The sequence below is a fragment of the Persicobacter diffluens genome (assembly GCF_036244895.1).
GTDB lineage: Bacteria > Bacteroidota > Bacteroidia > Cytophagales > Cyclobacteriaceae > Persicobacter > Persicobacter diffluens.
Genome location: NZ_BQKE01000002.1, coordinates 408724 through 426526, shown reverse-complemented (window position 1 = coordinate 426526; position 17803 = coordinate 408724). Strand labels below are relative to the sequence as shown.

Annotated in this window: 15 protein-coding genes; 7 read left to right on the top strand and 8 right to left on the bottom strand. The window is 41.0% G+C overall.

Features of this window, described 5'->3' with window-relative positions; genetic code table 11:
• Positions 1–131: 131 nt before the first annotated feature.
• The 3 genes from AAA970_RS16430 to AAA970_RS16420 all read right to left on the bottom strand — a co-directional run bounded on the left by AAA970_RS16430 (position 132) and on the right by AAA970_RS16420 (position 3484).
• Positions 132–731, bottom strand: a complete 600-nt coding sequence (locus AAA970_RS16430; protein ID WP_338237977.1) for a hypothetical protein — start codon at positions 729–731, stop codon at positions 132–134.
• A gap of 128 nt (positions 732–859) precedes the next feature.
• The gene (locus AAA970_RS16425) at positions 860–1819 is read right to left on the bottom strand and encodes a YitT family protein (protein ID WP_338237976.1); all 960 of its coding nucleotides are present in this window, start codon (positions 1817–1819) and stop codon (positions 860–862) included.
• Positions 1820–2572: 753 nt separating this feature from the next.
• Positions 2573–3484, bottom strand: a complete 912-nt coding sequence (locus AAA970_RS16420) for a LysR family transcriptional regulator (RefSeq protein WP_338237975.1) — start codon at positions 3482–3484, stop codon at positions 2573–2575.
• A gap of 261 nt (positions 3485–3745) precedes the next feature.
• Between AAA970_RS16420 and AAA970_RS16415 the strand changes: the two genes are divergently transcribed.
• The 3 genes from AAA970_RS16415 to AAA970_RS16405 all read left to right on the top strand — a co-directional run bounded on the left by AAA970_RS16415 (position 3746) and on the right by AAA970_RS16405 (position 6386).
• Positions 3746–4885 carry an alkene reductase gene (locus tag AAA970_RS16415; protein ID WP_338237974.1) on the top strand — a complete coding sequence of 380 codons (1140 nt, stop codon included), beginning with the start codon at positions 3746–3748 and terminating at the stop codon, positions 4883–4885.
• A gap of 155 nt (positions 4886–5040) precedes the next feature.
• Complete coding sequence (locus AAA970_RS16410; RefSeq protein ID WP_338237973.1) at positions 5041–5415, top strand: hypothetical protein; 375 nt, start codon at positions 5041–5043, stop codon at positions 5413–5415.
• Complete coding sequence (locus tag AAA970_RS16405; RefSeq protein ID WP_338237972.1) at positions 5412–6386, top strand: IS3 family transposase; 975 nt, start codon at positions 5412–5414, stop codon at positions 6384–6386. Before AAA970_RS16410 ends, AAA970_RS16405 begins: the two co-directional genes overlap by 4 nt.
• A 589-nt stretch (positions 6387–6975) precedes the next feature.
• Here the strand turns inward: AAA970_RS16405 and AAA970_RS16400 are convergent.
• The gene (locus AAA970_RS16400) at positions 6976–7410 is read right to left on the bottom strand and encodes a DUF6515 family protein (protein WP_338237971.1); all 435 of its coding nucleotides are present in this window, start codon (positions 7408–7410) and stop codon (positions 6976–6978) included.
• 479 nt (positions 7411–7889) lie between these two features.
• Here AAA970_RS16400 and AAA970_RS16395 point away from each other — a divergent pair, with 479 nt between their 5' ends.
• The gene (locus tag AAA970_RS16395) at positions 7890–8015 is read left to right on the top strand and encodes a hypothetical protein (RefSeq protein WP_338237970.1); all 126 of its coding nucleotides are present in this window, start codon (positions 7890–7892) and stop codon (positions 8013–8015) included.
• Positions 8016–8087: 72 nt separating this feature from the next.
• Here AAA970_RS16395 and AAA970_RS16390 read toward each other — a convergent pair whose 3' ends face one another.
• The 3 genes from AAA970_RS16390 to hutH form a co-directional block, all read right to left on the bottom strand.
• On the bottom strand, positions 8088–10088 hold the full coding sequence (locus tag AAA970_RS16390; protein ID WP_338237969.1) for a urocanate hydratase: 2001 nt from the start codon (positions 10086–10088) through the stop codon (positions 8088–8090).
• Between the two features lie 60 nt (positions 10089–10148).
• Positions 10149–11393: an imidazolonepropionase gene (gene hutI, locus AAA970_RS16385; RefSeq protein WP_338237968.1), complete on the bottom strand. Its 1245-nt coding sequence runs from the start codon at positions 11391–11393 to the stop codon at positions 10149–10151.
• Between the two features lie 72 nt (positions 11394–11465).
• Positions 11466–13034 carry a histidine ammonia-lyase gene (gene hutH, locus AAA970_RS16380; RefSeq protein WP_338237967.1) on the bottom strand — a complete coding sequence of 523 codons (1569 nt, stop codon included), beginning with the start codon at positions 13032–13034 and terminating at the stop codon, positions 11466–11468.
• Between the two features lie 189 nt (positions 13035–13223).
• On the opposite strand from hutH, the gene AAA970_RS16375 reads away from it, so the two are divergent.
• Positions 13224–14102, top strand: a complete 879-nt coding sequence (locus AAA970_RS16375) for a LysR family transcriptional regulator (RefSeq protein ID WP_338237966.1) — start codon at positions 13224–13226, stop codon at positions 14100–14102.
• Between the two features lie 1397 nt (positions 14103–15499).
• Here AAA970_RS16375 and AAA970_RS16370 read toward each other — a convergent pair.
• Complete coding sequence (locus AAA970_RS16370) at positions 15500–16048, bottom strand: REP-associated tyrosine transposase (RefSeq protein WP_338237965.1); 549 nt, start codon at positions 16046–16048, stop codon at positions 15500–15502.
• 393 nt (positions 16049–16441) lie between these two features.
• Between AAA970_RS16370 and AAA970_RS16365 the strand changes: the two genes are divergently transcribed.
• Both AAA970_RS16365 and AAA970_RS16360 read left to right on the top strand, forming a co-directional pair.
• Positions 16442–16807 carry a DUF2200 domain-containing protein gene (locus AAA970_RS16365; protein ID WP_338237964.1) on the top strand — a complete coding sequence of 122 codons (366 nt, stop codon included), beginning with the start codon at positions 16442–16444 and terminating at the stop codon, positions 16805–16807.
• Positions 16808–16981: 174 nt separating this feature from the next.
• Complete coding sequence (locus tag AAA970_RS16360; protein ID WP_338237963.1) at positions 16982–17626, top strand: hypothetical protein; 645 nt, start codon at positions 16982–16984, stop codon at positions 17624–17626.
• The last annotated feature ends 177 nt before the right edge of the window (positions 17627–17803 follow it).

Below are 17803 nucleotides of genomic sequence, written 5' to 3'. Positions count from 1 at the left end.
AAGCAGGTGAATGAAGAGAATGCCAGCTTAGCCAAATTGGGATTATTATAAAATCTGAAAACAAATTAGTAGTGCGCCGATAATAAGTTGATTAGGTTGAATTACTAAATCTAGTGGTGAACAATTTGGAATTATTCTACCGGTGATAAACATTCAAATTTTTCCTCTGTAAAAGCGGCAGATGGGTGGTTACTTTCAGGAAGTGTCCTGACTACTCCAAATAATTCATCCAATAACCATTCCCAGGAGGAATGCCCTAATGGTGGAATATCAGATAAGTAAGTGGCCGGTAACATAATGGAGGAGATGTACTCTTCCGTCCCATACTTTTTCAGACTGGGAATATTTTGACGGTGGGTATGTAAATTTTCCGGAATTAGACATAGGTGGGCCAGTTCATGGAAAATAAGCTGAACCGTGGTATGATCGACTTCAAGTTTGGTGGAATTGGGATTAATAGAAATTACCCCTAAAGTACGATTGGCCTGTCCATGTTGTCGATTGCCGTTTTCACCATTGGGCTGATCCAGAGAAAGCTCATAGTCCAATTTGATTTTGCGATGACGGAATTTGGTAATCCCCCGGGCATTGGCTTCCTGGAAAAATCGGTAAACGATTATTTCAAATTCTTCCGGACCGTCATATCGAATATCTGCGGGTTCCTCAATTCGAAAGGTACAGGTGGTGAAAAGGGTGATGATTCCAAGCAAAATGTTTAACCTCCAACTCATGCCCTAATATAGAAGGAGGTAATTGGTAATCGGTTAATTTCAAATTATTTTCCTTTTAGATAAAATTGTTGGCGTAGAGGTACCAAATTCCGCGCCTTTTCCAATTGGAATGAGTTTCTAAAATTCCCTTACTTCAAGGGCCTCTTCTTGATCATTCCCCCCTTCGCATCTTTTATACTATGCATGACCATAAAGGCTTTAGGGTCAATTCGCATTACCTGGTCCTGTAAGCCTGGAAGCTCCAGTCGGGTTAATAAGGTGTAGACGATATCGGTTTCCGCTAATTTGACTCCTCTGGCAGCGAAGCCTTTTTTTCCATTGTAAATAGTACATCCCCGGCCCAGGTTTTCAATGATGGCCAATCGAATTTCTTCACTTTTCTCCGAAATGATGGTTACGCCCACATATTCTTCAATACCAGAAACCACAAAATCAACGGTTTTAGAAGCGGCTAAATAGGTCAGCATTGCATATAAAGAAATTTCTATTGAAAACACATAAGCACCAACAGAGAAAATTATCACATTAAAGAGTAAGATGATATCACCAATGGTCAGGGAGGTTTTTTTGCTCAGATAGATGGCCAGTACTTCTGTCCCGTCAATGACAGCACCACCACGCATGGCCAGACCAATACCTAAGCCGAGGAAAAATCCCCCGAATACGGAAATCAACAATTTGTCATCGGTCACGGTGGGATAGGGAATAAAGTGTACCAACAATGCCAGCATCATAATGGCGATAATGCTCTTGACGGCGAAGGATCTACTGATGGTAGATGATCCCAAGAGTAAAAAGGGCATGTTGATCAGGATCAATAAAATAGAAAGGGAAATGCCTGTAATTTCCTGGGTTATCAAAGAAATACCGGTGACACCACCATCCACGAAATGATTGGGTAATAAAAATCCCTTTAGCCCAAAACTCGCCGAAGCACTACCAAAAATCATAAAGGCAAAGTCATGAAAAAATTTTTTCCATTCGAAGATGACTTGCTCCAGATGATCATCCGGAAGTTCTTTTTGCATCTTATCTTTGAGGAATATTTCAGTGGTCTTAGAGACTACTTGTTGGAAAAATGGATTCATAAAGGTTTTAAGCAAGAGTGGCTAAAATGGAAACGGCTTTGCGGACAGGGCGGACCATAAATCACCTGTCAATAAACAATATAAGACATTCCCTTAAATAATTGAGATTCAATTTAATTAAGCCGGAATAATCATGCTTAAACAGGGCGCGGTTTGTGAAAAAAAGGGAGGCTTTTCAAGTATATTCCCATCTTATTTCGGACTTTTTAAACCAAATCCTTTTCGCAAACGACTGATAAAACTAAATAATGGGTGATGGGTGAATTCGACTTGGATTTTTGTCCTTTATCAAAAATCCTCAGGAGTAGTTTCCAAATAGGCATACTTAATCCTGGATTTGCGGGAAAGTATGAAAAATGAAGGAATAGTTTCCTATTTCGAGTCTTTTCAACCAAGCAGCGGAATGAGAAGAAAGTAAGCCTGCCCAAATTGGGGCTAACAGAAATTTAGCAGACCCAATCGTAAAAAATAGACTAACAGTCCCTTGAAATAGATTCTAAAACTAGCGGTGAATAATTCGGGTTAATAGAAAAAATCTCCTTCCATTTGAGGCGCTATTTGATTGGGCGGCTTGTTTTTTAGTTAGGCCACTATCTTTAAAGCTTTGGGTGTTTGGGAAATATATTGATAGTAAATAATTGGGGATAACACCAAAATCTAAACTTTTAAGAACCAAAAGGTAAAGGCATATCCCACTAAAAAAAAGGTTTTCGTCCGTATTCTATACCCTGATGGTAAACTCTAAAAAGATGATCACTCTTTTAGGGTCAAGGGTGCACTATTCTTCTCGAATATATCGCGAATGGTTTGTACTTCCCTTTCGAAAATAGTCTTTTTGCGTTTTACAAAGTAGAGTGTATTCACTAATGGTTGATAACCTTTCCAAAGAAGTTGAATTTTACCTGCTGCAATTTCCTGTTTGCATAAAAAATCGGGGATGATGGCCATGCCGGAACCCACCGTTAAGCACCGGATGATTGAGTTAAAATTGGGGACAATATAATTTGGACGAAAATCAGGGTGTTGTCCGAAATTCTGCATCCAGAATCGTTGCAAATGCTCATTTTCTCCTGTGGGGCCATACCAGGTTTGTTGTTTAAGAAACTCCATAAAACCTTTTTCATCTTTTCGGGCTAATTCCTGCAGCATTTCCACCTGAATATCTTTACTTCCGACCAAAATAATTTGTTCCTGGCTGAAAGGCTCATGAACAATACCCCTGGTCTCCAGCTTTTTCGCGGTTACTACAATATCGACAACGCCTTTTTCTAGTTTCTGTAATAGGCTATGGTACCCACCAAACTCCAGAATCACATTAAAAGGCAAAGTGTGGAGATATTCCTCCAGTGTGATTTGGAAGGTTTCGAAACACATGCCCAGACTAATGGTTGGCGTATCTTTTTCAGTACTTTTTTGGTATTTCTTTTCGACCTCCTCCAGCTTTTGAATGGGCTCAATTAAAGCATGATAAAGTTGAATCCCTCTTTCTGTGGGAAGCAATTTCCGACCGCCTCTTTCAAACAGCTTGTAGCCTACATAACTTTCCAAAGAGCTCAAATGAAGACTTACCCCGGGTTGTGAAATGAATAAGGATTCTGCAGCTGCCGTTAGGGAACCTTTTTCATAAATGGTTTTAAATGTCCGATACCACTCCAAATTGACCATATCACTATTATTATTTAAATAATGCCAAGGTATAAATTTTCTTATTTTTATTATAGTCTATTTGGGCACATATTTGCATCATAATACTCGTCAATTTAAGGTTTTGGGGGAGAAGCATTTTATCCGAGAACGGATTAATATGCTCACCCAATAGCGTGTCGACAAAGGCCGTTTGACTACTGATGACCGAAAGCGACATTTTAGATAGGTGCTAAAAAACTGGAAAGTTGACCCAAAATTAGTGTAAAAAAAAAAGTCCTCATGGCAACAATTCATAAAGAAAATAAACTGTATCAATCCTTTACAAAAGGCCTTTTTAAGTTCAAAAATCATTTGGTAATGCCACCCATGACCCGGTCCAGATCCTCCAAAGGGGATGTCGCCAATGATTTGATGGCAACTTATTATGCCCAGCGGGCCTCTGCCGGTTTGATTATTTCGGAAGGCACACAGATTTCGCCCCAAGGACAGGGCTATGCGTGGACGCCGGGCATTTATAATGACGAACAAATTGCAGGTTGGAAAAAAACTACGGAAAAGGTACACCAGGCAGGTGGGTTGATTTTTGCTCAACTTTGGCATGTAGGTCGTTTATCCCATACCGCCTTACAACCCAATGGAGCTCAACCCGTTTCTTCCTCTGCGATTACTGCCGAAGGCGTTAAGGTATTTATAGATCCGGAAGGAAAAGGACCCGAAGGCGGAGTAGGAGAGATGGTACAGCACAGTACACCACATGCCCTGGAAATTCCTGAAATTAAAGAGATCGTTAAGGAATACGGTCAGGCTGCCCGAAATGCTATGCTAGCAGGTTTTGACGGTATTGAACTTCATGGTGCTAATGGGTATTTGATTAATCAATTTATCGATTCGGAAGCAAATAACCGCAAGGACGAATATGGTGGAAGTTTGGAGAACCGTTTACGATTTATGAAAGAGGTCGTAGCAGAAGTTATTGGTCAAATCGGTGCTGACCGAGTTGGGATACGCTTAGCCCCTCTAACGACGCTGAACGGTGCAGTGGATGCAAGTCCGGAGACAACTTACCTGGAAGCGGTCAAGGCTTTGAATGAATTGGGCATAGCCTATATTCATATTGCGGAGGCCGATTGGGAAGATGCTCCCATAATGCCGATTGAATTTAAACAATCTATCCGTACTGCTTTTGACGGGATGATTATTTATGCCGGGAAATATTCTCAGGAAAAGGCTGAACAAGCTATTGATGAAGGCTGGGCAGATATGATAGGTTTCGGACGCCCGTTTATAGCTAATCCCGATTTACCATACCGACTGGAGCATAAGCTGGAACTCAATACGCCTGATCCATCAACCTTCTTTGGCGGTACAGAAAAAGGATTGATTGATTATCCCACAGTAATGGGTATGGAGGCGATGTAGCGTTATCAATCCAAAAGGATTATGGACAGACCGGCCAATATTTATTGGTCGGGAGTACTCGTGGCTTTTATTTAACATAACATAAATTATAATGTTAATTGTAGCGTCCTAAAATTACTTGACACCAATAATATAATTTATTGATTTCAAGAATTATGACTAAAGTACAAAAAGAAAAAAAATCCATTAGTGTTAAAGAAAAACGGACACTTGTTCAAAAATATTACGCCAAACTTGTTTCAAAACAAGAAATTTTGGATGATTACGGAATCAATGAGCGAACCCTTCGACGCTGGTGTTGGTGGTATGAAGAGTTAATCCAAAAAAAGTATAAAATTCGACCTAAGATGAAAAAAAGTGAATTACCGGATGATCCTAAGGCTTTGAAAAAACTGATTATGGAAATTCAGCGGGAAAAAGAAAATGCAGAGTTAAAGGCTGAGGCTATGGAGATTATTGTCGATATCGCCTCTGAATCAACAGGTATTAACTTTAAAAAAAAAGTTGGTGGGAAGCGGTCGACAAAATGAAGCAGCGGTATCCAGCTGTCGGATTAAATCGAATTACCGCTTGTTTTGGATATACCCGACAAGCCTGGTACCAGCATGAAGATGTCTTGATGTCTCATTATGAAATGGAAAAAGTTGTTGTTGAGCAGGTCAAGAGAAAGAGAAAAAAACTTAAATTGAGGAAGTTAGGCACAAGAAAACTTTATCATGTACTCAATGAAGAGCTTAAGGAATTAGGCATTTATATAGGCCGAGATAAATTATTTACCATTCTAAGAGAAAATAATTTATTGATAAAAAAGAAAAGGAACCGGGCGATCACCACCAATTCAAATCATCGTTTCAAAAAATATAAGAATCTAATTCAGGGAACCACACCCACCCGACCTGATGAGCAATACGCTGCAGATATCACCTACATAAAGTTGTTAGGCCCAGAGGATTTTTGTTATCTGCACTTGATTACGGATTTGTATTCTCACAAAATTGTTGGGTGGCATCTTTCCCGATCTCTTGCCGCTAAAGAAAGCAGAAAAGCCTTGAAAATGGCGCTTAAACAACGAAAAAACAAGAATTTACCTCTTATTCATCATTCAGATCGTGGGGTTCAATACTGTAGTAATAAATACGTACAGGATTTAAGAAATGCCGGTGTCAGCATAAGTATGACGGAAAGTTATGATCCTTATCAAAATGCTGCTGCCGAGCGCGTGAATGGCATATTAAAGGACGAATTGGACTTGGGTGCCCGATTTATGAGTTTTGAAGAGGCATTTGCCTGGACAAGCGATGCTATAGAGGTTTACAATTTCAACAGGCCTCACTTAAGTATCAACATGTTAACTCCGGATCAAGCCCATCAGATGAGTGGGCCAATAAAAAAATTATGGAAGAATTACTATCAATTAAAACTCAAGAATAGGGAAAGTAATAAACCTCTTGAGAAAAGAAGGAAGAAACGTTTTGATGGGGAGTTCATGCCAAGCAAATAGCAAATGCTATTTGCTGCATGGATGAGCTATCAAAATGACCCGCCGGGAGGCTCCACTCCTACTAGTGTTATTGAAATAGTACAATTATTTAGGGAGTATTATTACGTTGAAATGGTGTCAACGTATTTCAGGACGTGACAAATTGAAATAATCTAAAATAAGTCTACATCATATACTAAACTATTGTTTTGTAGAATATTATGAAAAGGAAAGTTAAAGTAACCAAGAAGCTTAAATTAGAAATTATTGTATAGGACTTTAACATTTTTGTTAGTGGATTGAAATTCATTCACTAACAATGCAAAAATAAAATTTATAACGAAAATCCAAAAATTCGGTGTGATGCGAGGAAACCGCTTTCAACTATTAATAGATCTAAGGCATGTTAAGATTTATATTTCAAATAACCGCAATTAAGTAAAATAAAAAAGGAATAAGCAAATGATCCTTAGCAAACTCCATTTTACTCAAAGTATTCCCCGGATCCTATTCAAAAACCATAAAAAAAAGGCAACCCCAAAAATGGAGTGCCCTAATAATATTTTGATCAGACAATGCCGATTCGTTTGAAAAAAGCCGTCAATATTCGTTAATGCGGATCCTGCACCACCATATAACCTCCATTAGTTTGACGGTAGTAAGTATTTCCAAAATTAAAATATAATGATCCCCCAATGGTAACTCTTCTGTTACCCGTTGGTAGTACATTAATTACCAAACCATTTGGAGGAGGAACCATTTGATAGCCACCGTTACAGGCAACATAATAATTTCCTCCATGGCAATAATAATCTCTTCCACTATAACGATAACATCTGGAACCCCTTGGATATTGTTTAACAATTACCGTTTTCTTTTTATGGCCGTGTTTATGGCCTTTACCTTTTTTATGATGATGATGTTTCTTTTTCCCTTTGCCGCCCTTTTCTTTTACAACAACAACTTTTCTTTGTGCATGAGCTTCAGTATTTGAAATACAGTTGATAGCAAAAATAAGAAAGAAAAATACTAGAAATTTTTTCATAGGTAGTAATTTAATTTCCACTAAAATAGGGCTATTTCCATTAGAGAAAATTAAGAAAATCTCAAAAGTTGATTATTTCTTACATCAACATCACATCATTTTGGGGATATATTTTCGTTTAATAAATTAATTTTAAGTTAACAAAGGATCAACAAAACACGCTAGATTATTGACTATAAACACAATGACATAAGTTAATTTATACCAAACGCGACTGCCTGCAATCTATTTTTCTTCTTTTTCTGAATTAAAACTAAGTTAATTTGGCCTGGCGGGAAGTTTATATGCATTGTTAAAAATAATGATTTCATTTTTGTTATTTTTAACTACCCCTTTCCCATCTTTTACAAACCCTTATTTACTGATTTGCTGTCTATTAATATGCCAGTATTTGAAGTAATGGCGCTGAAGGAATTGCGGCTTATTTTTGTGATCTATTGCCCTTGTATTTTATACGAAAAGGGAAAAAAAATCTAACCTTGAAAAGACGCCTCAATCTGAATAATAATTATTTTCCCGTCAACGAAAGCGGGGATTTAGATTATGAACAAGGCAAATGGCAAGAAGTCATGGAGGAGTTTTGTAGGTGGATTGACGAAGATTAAAATCCTGCTTTAAAAAAAAGGCGATGCCTGGATTTAACCCTGTCACCGCCTTTCGAATATAAAGATATTTGCTTAGAATAATTTATTCAGAATGTCATCTTCCACAATCTCCGGTAAAGTCACTTTTAGGTCCGGACGACGTTCCATCTCGCGCTTGATGGCAAACATCGCCTCATCATTTCTGGCCCAGGAACGACGGGAAATACCGTTGTTTACATCATAAAATAACATATTCTTCAAACGGGCATCTGCTTCTTCAGAACCATCCAGCACCATACCGAATCCGCCATTCATCACTTCCCCCCAGCCTACGCCGCCACCATTGTGGATAGAAACCCAGGTAGCGCCACGGAAACTATCACCGATCACATTGTGAATGGCCATATCAGCGGTGAAACGAGAACCATCATAAATATTGGAAGTCTCGCGGTAAGGTGAATCTGTACCGGAAACATCATGATGATCACGACCCAGAACTACCGGCGCAGTCAATTCCCCTGAAGCCACTGCTTTATTGAATTCTTCGGCAATTTTAGCACGGCCTTCCGCATCAGCATAAAGAATACGTGCCTGAGAGCCTACCACCAATTGGTTCTTTTCCGCTTCCAGAATCCAGGTGATATTATCCTGCATTTGCTCCTGAATTTCTTCCGGTGAATTGGCCTTGATTTCCTTCATCACACGAACGGCAATCGCATCGGTTTTGCTTAAGTCTTCCGGCTTGCCCGAAGTACAAACCCATCGGAAAGGACCGAAACCATAATCAAAACATTTTGGTCCCAGAATATCCTGCACGTAAGAAGGATAACGGAAATCAATGCCATTTTCCGCCATTACATCGGCACCGGCGCGGGAAGCTTCCAGCAAAAAGGCATTACCGTAATCAAAGAAATAGGTGCCACGGGTGGTATGTTTGTTCACCGCCGCAGCATGACGACGCAAGGATTCCTGAACGGCTACTTTAAATGCCTCAGGTTCTTCGGCAATCATTCGGTTGGATTCTTCATAAGAATAACCTACCGGATAGTAACCGCCAGACCATGGATTATGCAAGGAAGTCTGATCAGATCCCAGGTGAATATAAATCCCCTCTTCATCAAATTTCTCCCATACATCTACAATGTTGCCCTGGAAGGCAATCGATACCACTTCTTCATTTTGCTGAGCCGTACGAACTCGTGCCACCAAGGCGTCCAAATCCGCAACAATCTCATCTACCCAACCCTGCTCATGACGCTTGGTCGCTGCAGCTGCATTTACTTCCGCACAGATCGTGATACAACCAGCGATATTACCTGCTTTGGGCTGTGCACCGGACATCCCGCCTAAACCAGCAGTCAGGAAAATTTTCCCTTTGGAGCTCTCCCCTTTTTCCAAATTCTTCCGGAAAGCATTCATTACAGTAATCGTTGTACCATGAACGATACCCTGTGGACCGATATACATATAAGAACCTGCGGTCATCTGTCCGTATTGAGTCACACCCAATGCATTGAATTTCTCCCAATCATCTGGCTGTGAGTAATTCGGGATCATCATACCATTGGTGACGACCACTCTTGGTGCATCCTTAGAAGAAGGGAATAATCCCATCGGGTGACCTGAATACATATGGAGGGTTTGATCTTCCGTCATCGTGGCCAGGTACTTCATGCACAATAAGTACTGTGCCCAGTTCTGGAAAACGGCACCATTGCCACCGTAAGTAATTAATTCATGCGGATGTTGGGCTACCGCCGGGTCCAGATTATTCTGAATCATCAACATAATGGCTGCTGCCTGAGATGATTGTGCAGGATACTCCTCGATTGGACGGGCATACATTTTATATTCCGGCATGAATCGGTACATATAAATTCGTCCATATGCCTCCAATTCTTCTGCAAACTCCACGGCTAGTTCTGCATGCCAGTCCTTTGGGAAATAGCGTAAAGCATTTCTTACCGCTAAACGCTTTTCCTCTGCATTTAGAATTTCCTTTCTTTTAGGAGCATGATTTGCATTGGGATCCAACTCCTTTTTAGGAGGTAATTGGTTGGGGATACCCTGAAGAATTAATGATTTGAAATCCATATATGTATAATCTTTTATTCTTTACTATAGAAGCATTATGTTAAATGCGCGAATGAAATATTAAAGCTCAAAAGCTAACTGACCATCTACCCATACTTTTGCAGGCTTTAATTTTCCTTGCTGATAGAAGACTTCGTTAATATGAGTGGTTGGGAAAGCGATAAAATCCGCTTTTTGCCCCGGCACTAATCGACCACGGTCTTGCAGTTTCAAGGCAGCGGCGGCGCGGTATGTTAATCCGGCTAATAATTCTGTATTGCTTAATTTTTGGAAAGTACCCAGAATGGCCGCCTGCATGAGCAAATCACCCATGGGTGCAGAACCCGGATTCCAATCCGAGGCCACGGCCACAGCACCTCCGGCATCCAATATTTTTCTGGCAGGGGTATAAGCACAACCTAATCCCATGGATGCGCCCGGCAAAGCGGTGGCGATCACATTAGAGTCCGCTAATAATTGTACCTCTTCTTCCCCGCTGGCTTCAAGATGATCTGCACTAAGTGCCTCAAAATCCACTGCGACCTGCGAACCAGAAGTACTGAACTGATCGGCATGTACAGTGATATCAAATCCCATCGCTTTGGCTTTTTCAAAATAAGGTTTGATCACTTCCGCGGAAAAAGCTTCTTCTTCAATGAAGGCATCCATGCGGTTGGTCAATCCCTCTTCTTTTAATATCGGAAATAATTCTTCCGCAATATGAGTCAGATATTCTGAAAAATCTCCATCAAAATCTTTTGGCTTGATATGAGCGGCCAGGCAGGTAGGAATCAATTCCGATTTGGTGTCGGCCGCCTGAATGGCCCGCAACATTTTCAATTCTTCGTCTACGGAAAGACCGTAACCACTTTTCACCTCGATAGTCGTTACCCCATCCGACAGGTGACGGGCAGCACGCTGCTCAATACCAGCAGTTAGTTCTTCCTGGCTGGCTTTACGGGTTTGCGTAACCGTATCCCAAATTCCCCCTCCTGCTTTTGCAATTTCCAGATAAGTTTTACCGGCATTACGCATCGCATAATCACGGGCACGGGAACCACCAAAACAAATATGGGTATGACTATCGACCAATCCTGGCATAATGACCATGGGTTGATCCAGAATGGTCATTTCAGTCTCCAGCTTTTCAGCCTCTGATTTCAGGACTTCAAAGTCTCCTGCTTTTAATATTTTATCACCTTCCAGTAAAAGTCCGGCCTGGTTTATTGTGGAGAGGGCTTCATCACTCAATGCACCTTTCAGGGGCATGTCGGCCATGGTCACCAACTGATGAATCGGGCCGATAAATGTATATTGATTTTTCATAAGGAAAAGAAAGGGAAAAAAGGACCGGCAAGCAGCGAACGCACCAAATACCACTCACCGGATCCTTTCGGGTTAATATTGTTCAAACTCCTCGTTAAATCGACTCGAGAAATTAACTTTTTCCTTAGCGGCCATCGTTTCTGCTAAGTTAAGAATTTGGCGGGACTTTATCATCTCTATACCCAATTCAATATCATCGGCAAACACTCTGTCGACCTCAGCGAAGGAAACTTTTTCACGAACCGCATTGTGGATAGCATCCAGAATAAGACCGGATTTCATCGGACGACGGAATTCAAAAGCCTGAGCAGCCGTTAGTAATTCGATGGCCAGAATTTTTTCCACATTTTCAATAACACGCAATGCTTTACGACCAGCGATGGAACCCATGGAAACATGGTCCTCCTGGCCTAAAGAAGTCGGAATACTATCCGCAGAAGCCGGGAAACAGCTGGTCTTATTCTCAGAAGCCAGTGCAGCGGAAGTATATTGCAAAATCATATAGCCGGAATTAATACCGGTATCTTTCATCAACAATTTAGGAACACCAGGGGAATTCCCTTCCAGTGCCAGATAAATTCGACGATCGGAAATATTACCGATTTCAGAAGCAGCCAGACAGGCATAATCCAGCGCCAAAGCCAATGGCTGACCGTGGAAACTACCACCGGAAATGGTCAACTCTTCATCAATTACAATCGGGTTATCCGTTACCGAATTACATTCAATCTCTACCAATTCCTTCAAATGCAACCAGGCATTACGGGAAGAACCGTGCACCTGTGGGATACAACGCAAAGAATAAGGATCCTGAACGCGATCACAATCAATATGATCTTCCATAATTTCAGATCCCTTGAAAAGCGATTTGATTCTGGCTGCTACGTGAATATTTCCTTTATACGGGCGCAATTCATGCAATTCCGGATAGAAAGGTTTCACGGATCCCTGCAATCCTTCAATCATCATCGCTCCCACGATATCTGCCTGCGACAAACAGGAATGTAATTTTTCTACTACTTTTACCGCATGTGCCAGGATAAACTGGGTCCCATTGATCAAAGCCAGACCTTCCTTCGGCCCCAAATCAACAGGAGCCAAATCAGCCTCTTTAAAAAGCACCTCTGTGGTAATGCGTTCTCCTTTATAATCCACTTTACCCAAACCTAAAAGTGGTAGGAATAAGTGGGATAACGGACACAAATCTCCGGAAGCACCAACCGATCCCTGCTCCGGCACTACAGGAATGGCATCATTTTCAATATGCCAAAGGATACGATCCAGCGTATTTTCATTAATTCCGGAATTACCCTTTGACAGGGATTGCATTTTCAATACCAGCATGAGTTTGGCAATTTCGGTCTCCACCGGATTCCCTACCCCAACACTGTGCGATTGTAAAATATTGCTTTGCAGAATTTTCGTTTCTTCTTTTGAAATACTGGTGGTACATAAAGGGCCAAATCCGGTATTGATCCCATAAACGGCATCTCCCTTTTCTACAATTTTCTCTACCACCTCACGGTTAGCAATTACCTTGGCGCGCTGCGCTGCTGATAATGTTCCGCGAACTTCACCGCGTGCAATTTTCAATGCTGTGCCGGCGGTCAAATAGTCTTCCCCAAATCGAAAAGTCTGCATAATATCTGTTCGTTTTAATAAAACCCTTTAAATCGTAACCATCTTCGGAAAACAATGCTTCTTCCTAGTGGAAATATTTATTAATTATCCCGAAACGGCCGATTCTACGGTCAAATGGATTTTTCAAGGGCGAATTTATTGATTACATTTGATAATCAGTAATACCTTTTTTGTCATTAATTAATAACTGTGAGTAATCAGATAGAACTTCGACACCTGCGCTATTTCAAGGCCGTCGCCGAGGAATTGCATTTCCGCAAAGCAGCAGAAAAGCTGTTCATTTCTCAACCGGGCCTTAGCCGGCAAATAAAACAACTGGAGGAAAATTTGGGAGCCACCATATTAGAAAGAGACAAAAAGGAAGTACGTCTGACCCCGGCCGGAGAATACCTGAAAACCGAAATTGACCTGATGCTCAACCACCTCAATTTTAGTTTCCAGCAGGTTAAACATGTGGCAGAAGGAGCTTCAGGAGAAATCCGAATAGGCTTTTTAGGTTCTGCCATGCAAAATGTGGTACCGGATCTTTTGCTTAAGATGAATGAAAAATTCCCGAACATCAAGTCCAGTCTGGAAGAGATGTCGAACTATGATCAGGTGCAGGCCATACTGAAAGATGAAATGGATCTGGGCTTTGTCCGCTTGGCCAGAGTACCGGAAAATATCGGTCTGAAGGCAGTATTTACAGATTCTTTTTCTGTGGTATTGCCCGGAGATCACCCTCTGGATACCGCCAATTTCACCTCCATCGCACAATTGGCTGAGGAAAAATTCATTCTTTTTACCGCCGACTATTCCAATCTCTATTTCAACACCATAATGAGTATTTGTGAAGATCAGGGGTTCAGTCCGACAGTAAGCCATAAAACCGTACACGCCCAAACCATCTTCAAGCTCGTTGAAAATAATATGGGCGTATCCATTGTACCCACCAGCCTACAGGAAGGCTACAATCTGAATATTAAATTCATTGAATTAAAGGACATTCCCCAAAAGGCCATCCTGTCCATGATCTGGAAAAAAGATAATCGAAATCCGGTATTGAAAAGTGTAATGGGATTGGTATAAGACTACCTCTTCCTCCTGAAAGTAGCTAACCCTGGTCGTTGCATATTGTTACGACCCATTTGCTTAGGAGCGTCCGCTTCGCAAACACCAAAACTAACAAAAAGGAAGTTTCGCACGATCTCCCGAATACTTCCCTCCCATTTTCTATTGTAATAGTATTCTTAATAAATAATTTTGGAGAAGATCAGTGAGCAAAAGAGAGCGGACGCTCTCGGGATTTTGGGTCTTAGACTGGAGCCTAAGACCAGTGGTGGTCATTGTTTTAATTGAGGCATGCCGGCTTTGTGAAAAAAGTAACACCGGACGTTGCATCCCAATACTGGTCGTTGCATATTGCTACGACCCATTTGCTTAGGAGCGTCCGCTCCCAAAACACCAAAGTGAACAAAAAGGAAGCTTCCCACGATCTCCCGTATACTTCCCCTCCATTTTCTATTGTAATAGTATTCTTAATAAATAATTTTGGAGAAGATCAGTGAGCAAAAGAGAGCGGACGCTCTCGGGATTTTGGGTCTTAGACGGGAGCCTAAGACCAGTGGTGGTCATTGTTTTAATTGAGGCATGCCAGCTTTGTGAAAAAAGTAACACCGGACGTTGCATCCCAACCCTGGTCGTTGCATGTTGCTACGACCCATTTGCTTAGGAGCGTCCGCTTCGCAAACACCAAAACTAACAAAAAGGAAGTTTCCCTCGATCTCCCGTATACTTCCCCTCCATTTTCTATTATAATAGTATACTTTATAAAAAATTTTCGAGAAGATCGTAAACAAAAGAGAGCGGACGCTCTCGGGATTTTGGGTCTTAGACGGGAGCCTAAGACCAGTGGTGGTATTTCCCCACAGAATCAACAAGATAGAAAGCGTCATCAAATGATAACACAAACACTGGTCGTTGCATGTTGCTACGACCCATTTGCTTAGGAGCGTCCGCTTCGCAAACACCAAAACTAACCAAAAGGAAGTTTCGCACGATCTCCCGTATACTTCCCCTCCATTTTCTATTATAATAGTATACTTTATAAAAAATTTTCGAGAAGATCGTAAACAAAAGAGAGCGGACGCTCTCGGGATTTTGGCTCTTAGACGGGAGCCTAAGACCAGTGGTGGTCATTGTTTTAATTGAGGCATGCCGGCTTTGTGAAAAAAGTAACACCGGACGTTGCATCCCAATACTGGTCGTTGCATATTGCTACGACCCATTTGCTTAGGAGCGTCCGCTCCCAAAACACCAAAGTGAACAAAAAGGAAGCTTCGCACGATCTCCTTTATACTTCCCACCCATTTTCTATTGTAATAGTATACTTTAAAAAAAATTTTGAAGAAGATCGGTGAGCAAAAGAGAGCGGACGCTCTCGGGATTTTGGGTCTTAGACGGGAGCCTAAGGCCAGTGGTGAGCATTAAAGAAAACTAATGGTTAATTTACCAAATTCACCCGCATACTGCCTTGCACTACTCCAAATCCAATCTCTTGCATCAAAAACTAAACCCGATTTCACTGGATTTTGATGGATATAATCAAGTTTTTGATCCAGCATGTCATTTGTCGACAATAGGATGGGGTGGTTGTGTTGTTGCCAAAATTGAAATGATCCATTTCTTTGATTCCGAATACCAGCATTTTGAAACATCCAATACATCCACCTTTGCCGGCTTTCCTTATTACCTTCCTCCTCCAAAATACTTCTAACTCTTTTAGAAGTAAAGGATTTGAAATCACGAATCACTCCTGATAACTCTCCACTATTAACACTCAAAATCAAATGGATATGATTAGACATTACACAATAAGCATGAACATTCAGATCCTTATTTTTTATACAAAATTTCAGGCTATCTAACAAAACATAACGATAAACCTCACGGGTAAAAATATCAATCCAATTCACAACCGTAAAGGTGACAAAATAGATCCTATGCTGATCCCGTATGGCATATTTCCTTCCCATAATTTTTTAGAATATTATTCGTAATAAATATATTTTGGTTTAATCAATAAGGAAAAAGGAGCTGACGCTCCCGGGATTTTGGGTCTTAGACGGAAACCTTAGATCAGCAGTATTAAAGTCGGCACCTAAGTTCAGTGGTGGTCTATCGGTTTCCCGGGAATTTCCAATTGGCCGCCTGGGCCAGGGATGAAGGCAGAGGCGAAGCCGTTTGTCTGAGCTCCTTTGGGGCGGGTGATGCCATGACCAATTATCAATAAATTACCCGCCCCTAAGAGCGAGTGCCGCCAGCGCGGTGAGCGGATGCGAGGGCCCCATAAAGCCAATCATAATTTTGGGGAGTCAGCAGGATTATGTTATTTTGACTATTATTTGTTCAACAGAAATCCCAATAAGATGAAAGATACCAGCCATCATGATGCCCGCATTGCTGAAATGACTTTTGCTTCGGTGTATCCGCATTATGTCACCAAGGTAGAAAAGAAAGGGCGAACGGAGGAAGAGTTGCTGAAGGTCATCGAGTGGCTTTGTGGTTATCAGGCAGAGCAGGTTCAGGAATTGATCGAAGAAAAAGCGACCTTTAAAGCCTTTTTTGAGGCTGCGACTTTGAATCCGAATGCCTCCCTGATCAAAGGGGTGATTTGTGGTTATCGGGTGGAAGAAATTACCAATCCCTTGACGCAACAGGTGCGTTATTTGGATAAGCTGGTGGATGAACTGGCCAAAGGCAAGAAGATGGAAAAGGTATTGCGGACGATTTAAGCAGCATCTGGGCGGCTTAAAACTTCCTCTCGTCTGGCTGAAAGACGGAAATGATGGTTGTAAATTCCGCTGTGCTGGCTGTTGCGCGCTGCTTGTTGCTGCGGCAGTAGTGCTATGTTGAGAAAACAAAATTCCCCCAAACCGGGCAATGGACTAAGAGCGTCTTTAAAGAAAATGAAAAAATTATATTGGTTATTTATATGTATTGGTTGTTGCCTAAGTTGTCAGGAGCATGAACAAAATACTGAAGTAAAAAATGAACCATTAGCGCTCATTATTACAGATGAAGTTTATCAACTATTGAATGACGCTTATTTACCTGTGTGCAAGGAGGTGCTTAGAAACAAAGATGAAAAAATTATATTAATGGAAAGTCCAGTGGACAGGTCAATTAGTCGTATGTCCAAAGATTTTGCTTCAGCAATTGATCATGATTTTTTTCGTCGGCAGATTAATACAAAAGGAAAATGTGACACCTGTACCATTTTTGTAAATATCGACACCTCATATGAAGGCGATATTAAATGGGATAGTAGCAGACTCCCTGATGCTCATTTTACTACATTAGAACATCTCAGGCGATTCTTTTACCTGAACCAATCTGATCAATCGAAACAATTTCGAAAGGAATGGAAAGAAGAATATGGCTATGGGTTCGTGTCCATTACTATTCCGGTATTCAGCAGAGATTCCACCACAGCATATTTGGAAGAGGATGTGACTAATTTTGATTGGTTTTGTGGCAGCGGAAAATGCCGACTTTTAAAATTCGTAAAGGAGGATGGTAAGTGGAACTGTGCTCAAAAAAAATACTTATAATTCGGCCGGCTTGTAACCTAATAAGTATATACTCCGCAATTTTTTTAGATGTGAATAAGATTATTTTTTAGGCAATCATTTATTATCCGAATGGAAAAAGTACCCAGCCATCATAGCAGTTAAAGTGTAGGATAAAATTATTAGTCAGCAAAATAAAAACCGACCCAATGCTCTTTC

Bases quoted from the DNA above. Each gene is read 5' to 3' on its own strand.
- AAA970_RS16430 (WP_338237977.1), bottom strand. From the start codon at position 731: ATGAGTTGGAGGTTAAACATTTTGCTTGGAATCATCACCCTTTTCACC.
- AAA970_RS16425 (WP_338237976.1), bottom strand. From the start codon at position 1,819: ATGAATCCATTTTTCCAACAAGTAGTCTCTAAGACCACTGAAATATTC.
- AAA970_RS16420 (WP_338237975.1), bottom strand. From the start codon at position 3,484: ATGGTCAATTTGGAGTGGTATCGGACATTTAAAACCATTTATGAAAAA.
- AAA970_RS16415 (WP_338237974.1), top strand. From the start codon at position 3,746: ATGGCAACAATTCATAAAGAAAATAAACTGTATCAATCCTTTACAAAA.
- AAA970_RS16410 (WP_338237973.1), top strand. From the start codon at position 5,041: ATGACTAAAGTACAAAAAGAAAAAAAATCCATTAGTGTTAAAGAAAAA.
- AAA970_RS16405 (WP_338237972.1), top strand. From the start codon at position 5,412: ATGAAGCAGCGGTATCCAGCTGTCGGATTAAATCGAATTACCGCTTGT.
- AAA970_RS16400 (WP_338237971.1), bottom strand. From the start codon at position 7,410: ATGAAAAAATTTCTAGTATTTTTCTTTCTTATTTTTGCTATCAACTGT.
- AAA970_RS16390 (WP_338237969.1), bottom strand. From the start codon at position 10,088: ATGGATTTCAAATCATTAATTCTTCAGGGTATCCCCAACCAATTACCT.
- hutI (WP_338237968.1), bottom strand. From the start codon at position 11,393: ATGAAAAATCAATATACATTTATCGGCCCGATTCATCAGTTGGTGACC.
- hutH (WP_338237967.1), bottom strand. From the start codon at position 13,034: ATGCAGACTTTTCGATTTGGGGAAGACTATTTGACCGCCGGCACAGCA.
- AAA970_RS16370 (WP_338237965.1), bottom strand. From the start codon at position 16,048: ATGGGAAGGAAATATGCCATACGGGATCAGCATAGGATCTATTTTGTC.
- AAA970_RS16365 (WP_338237964.1), top strand. From the start codon at position 16,442: ATGAAAGATACCAGCCATCATGATGCCCGCATTGCTGAAATGACTTTT.
- AAA970_RS16360 (WP_338237963.1), top strand. From the start codon at position 16,982: ATGAAAAAATTATATTGGTTATTTATATGTATTGGTTGTTGCCTAAGT.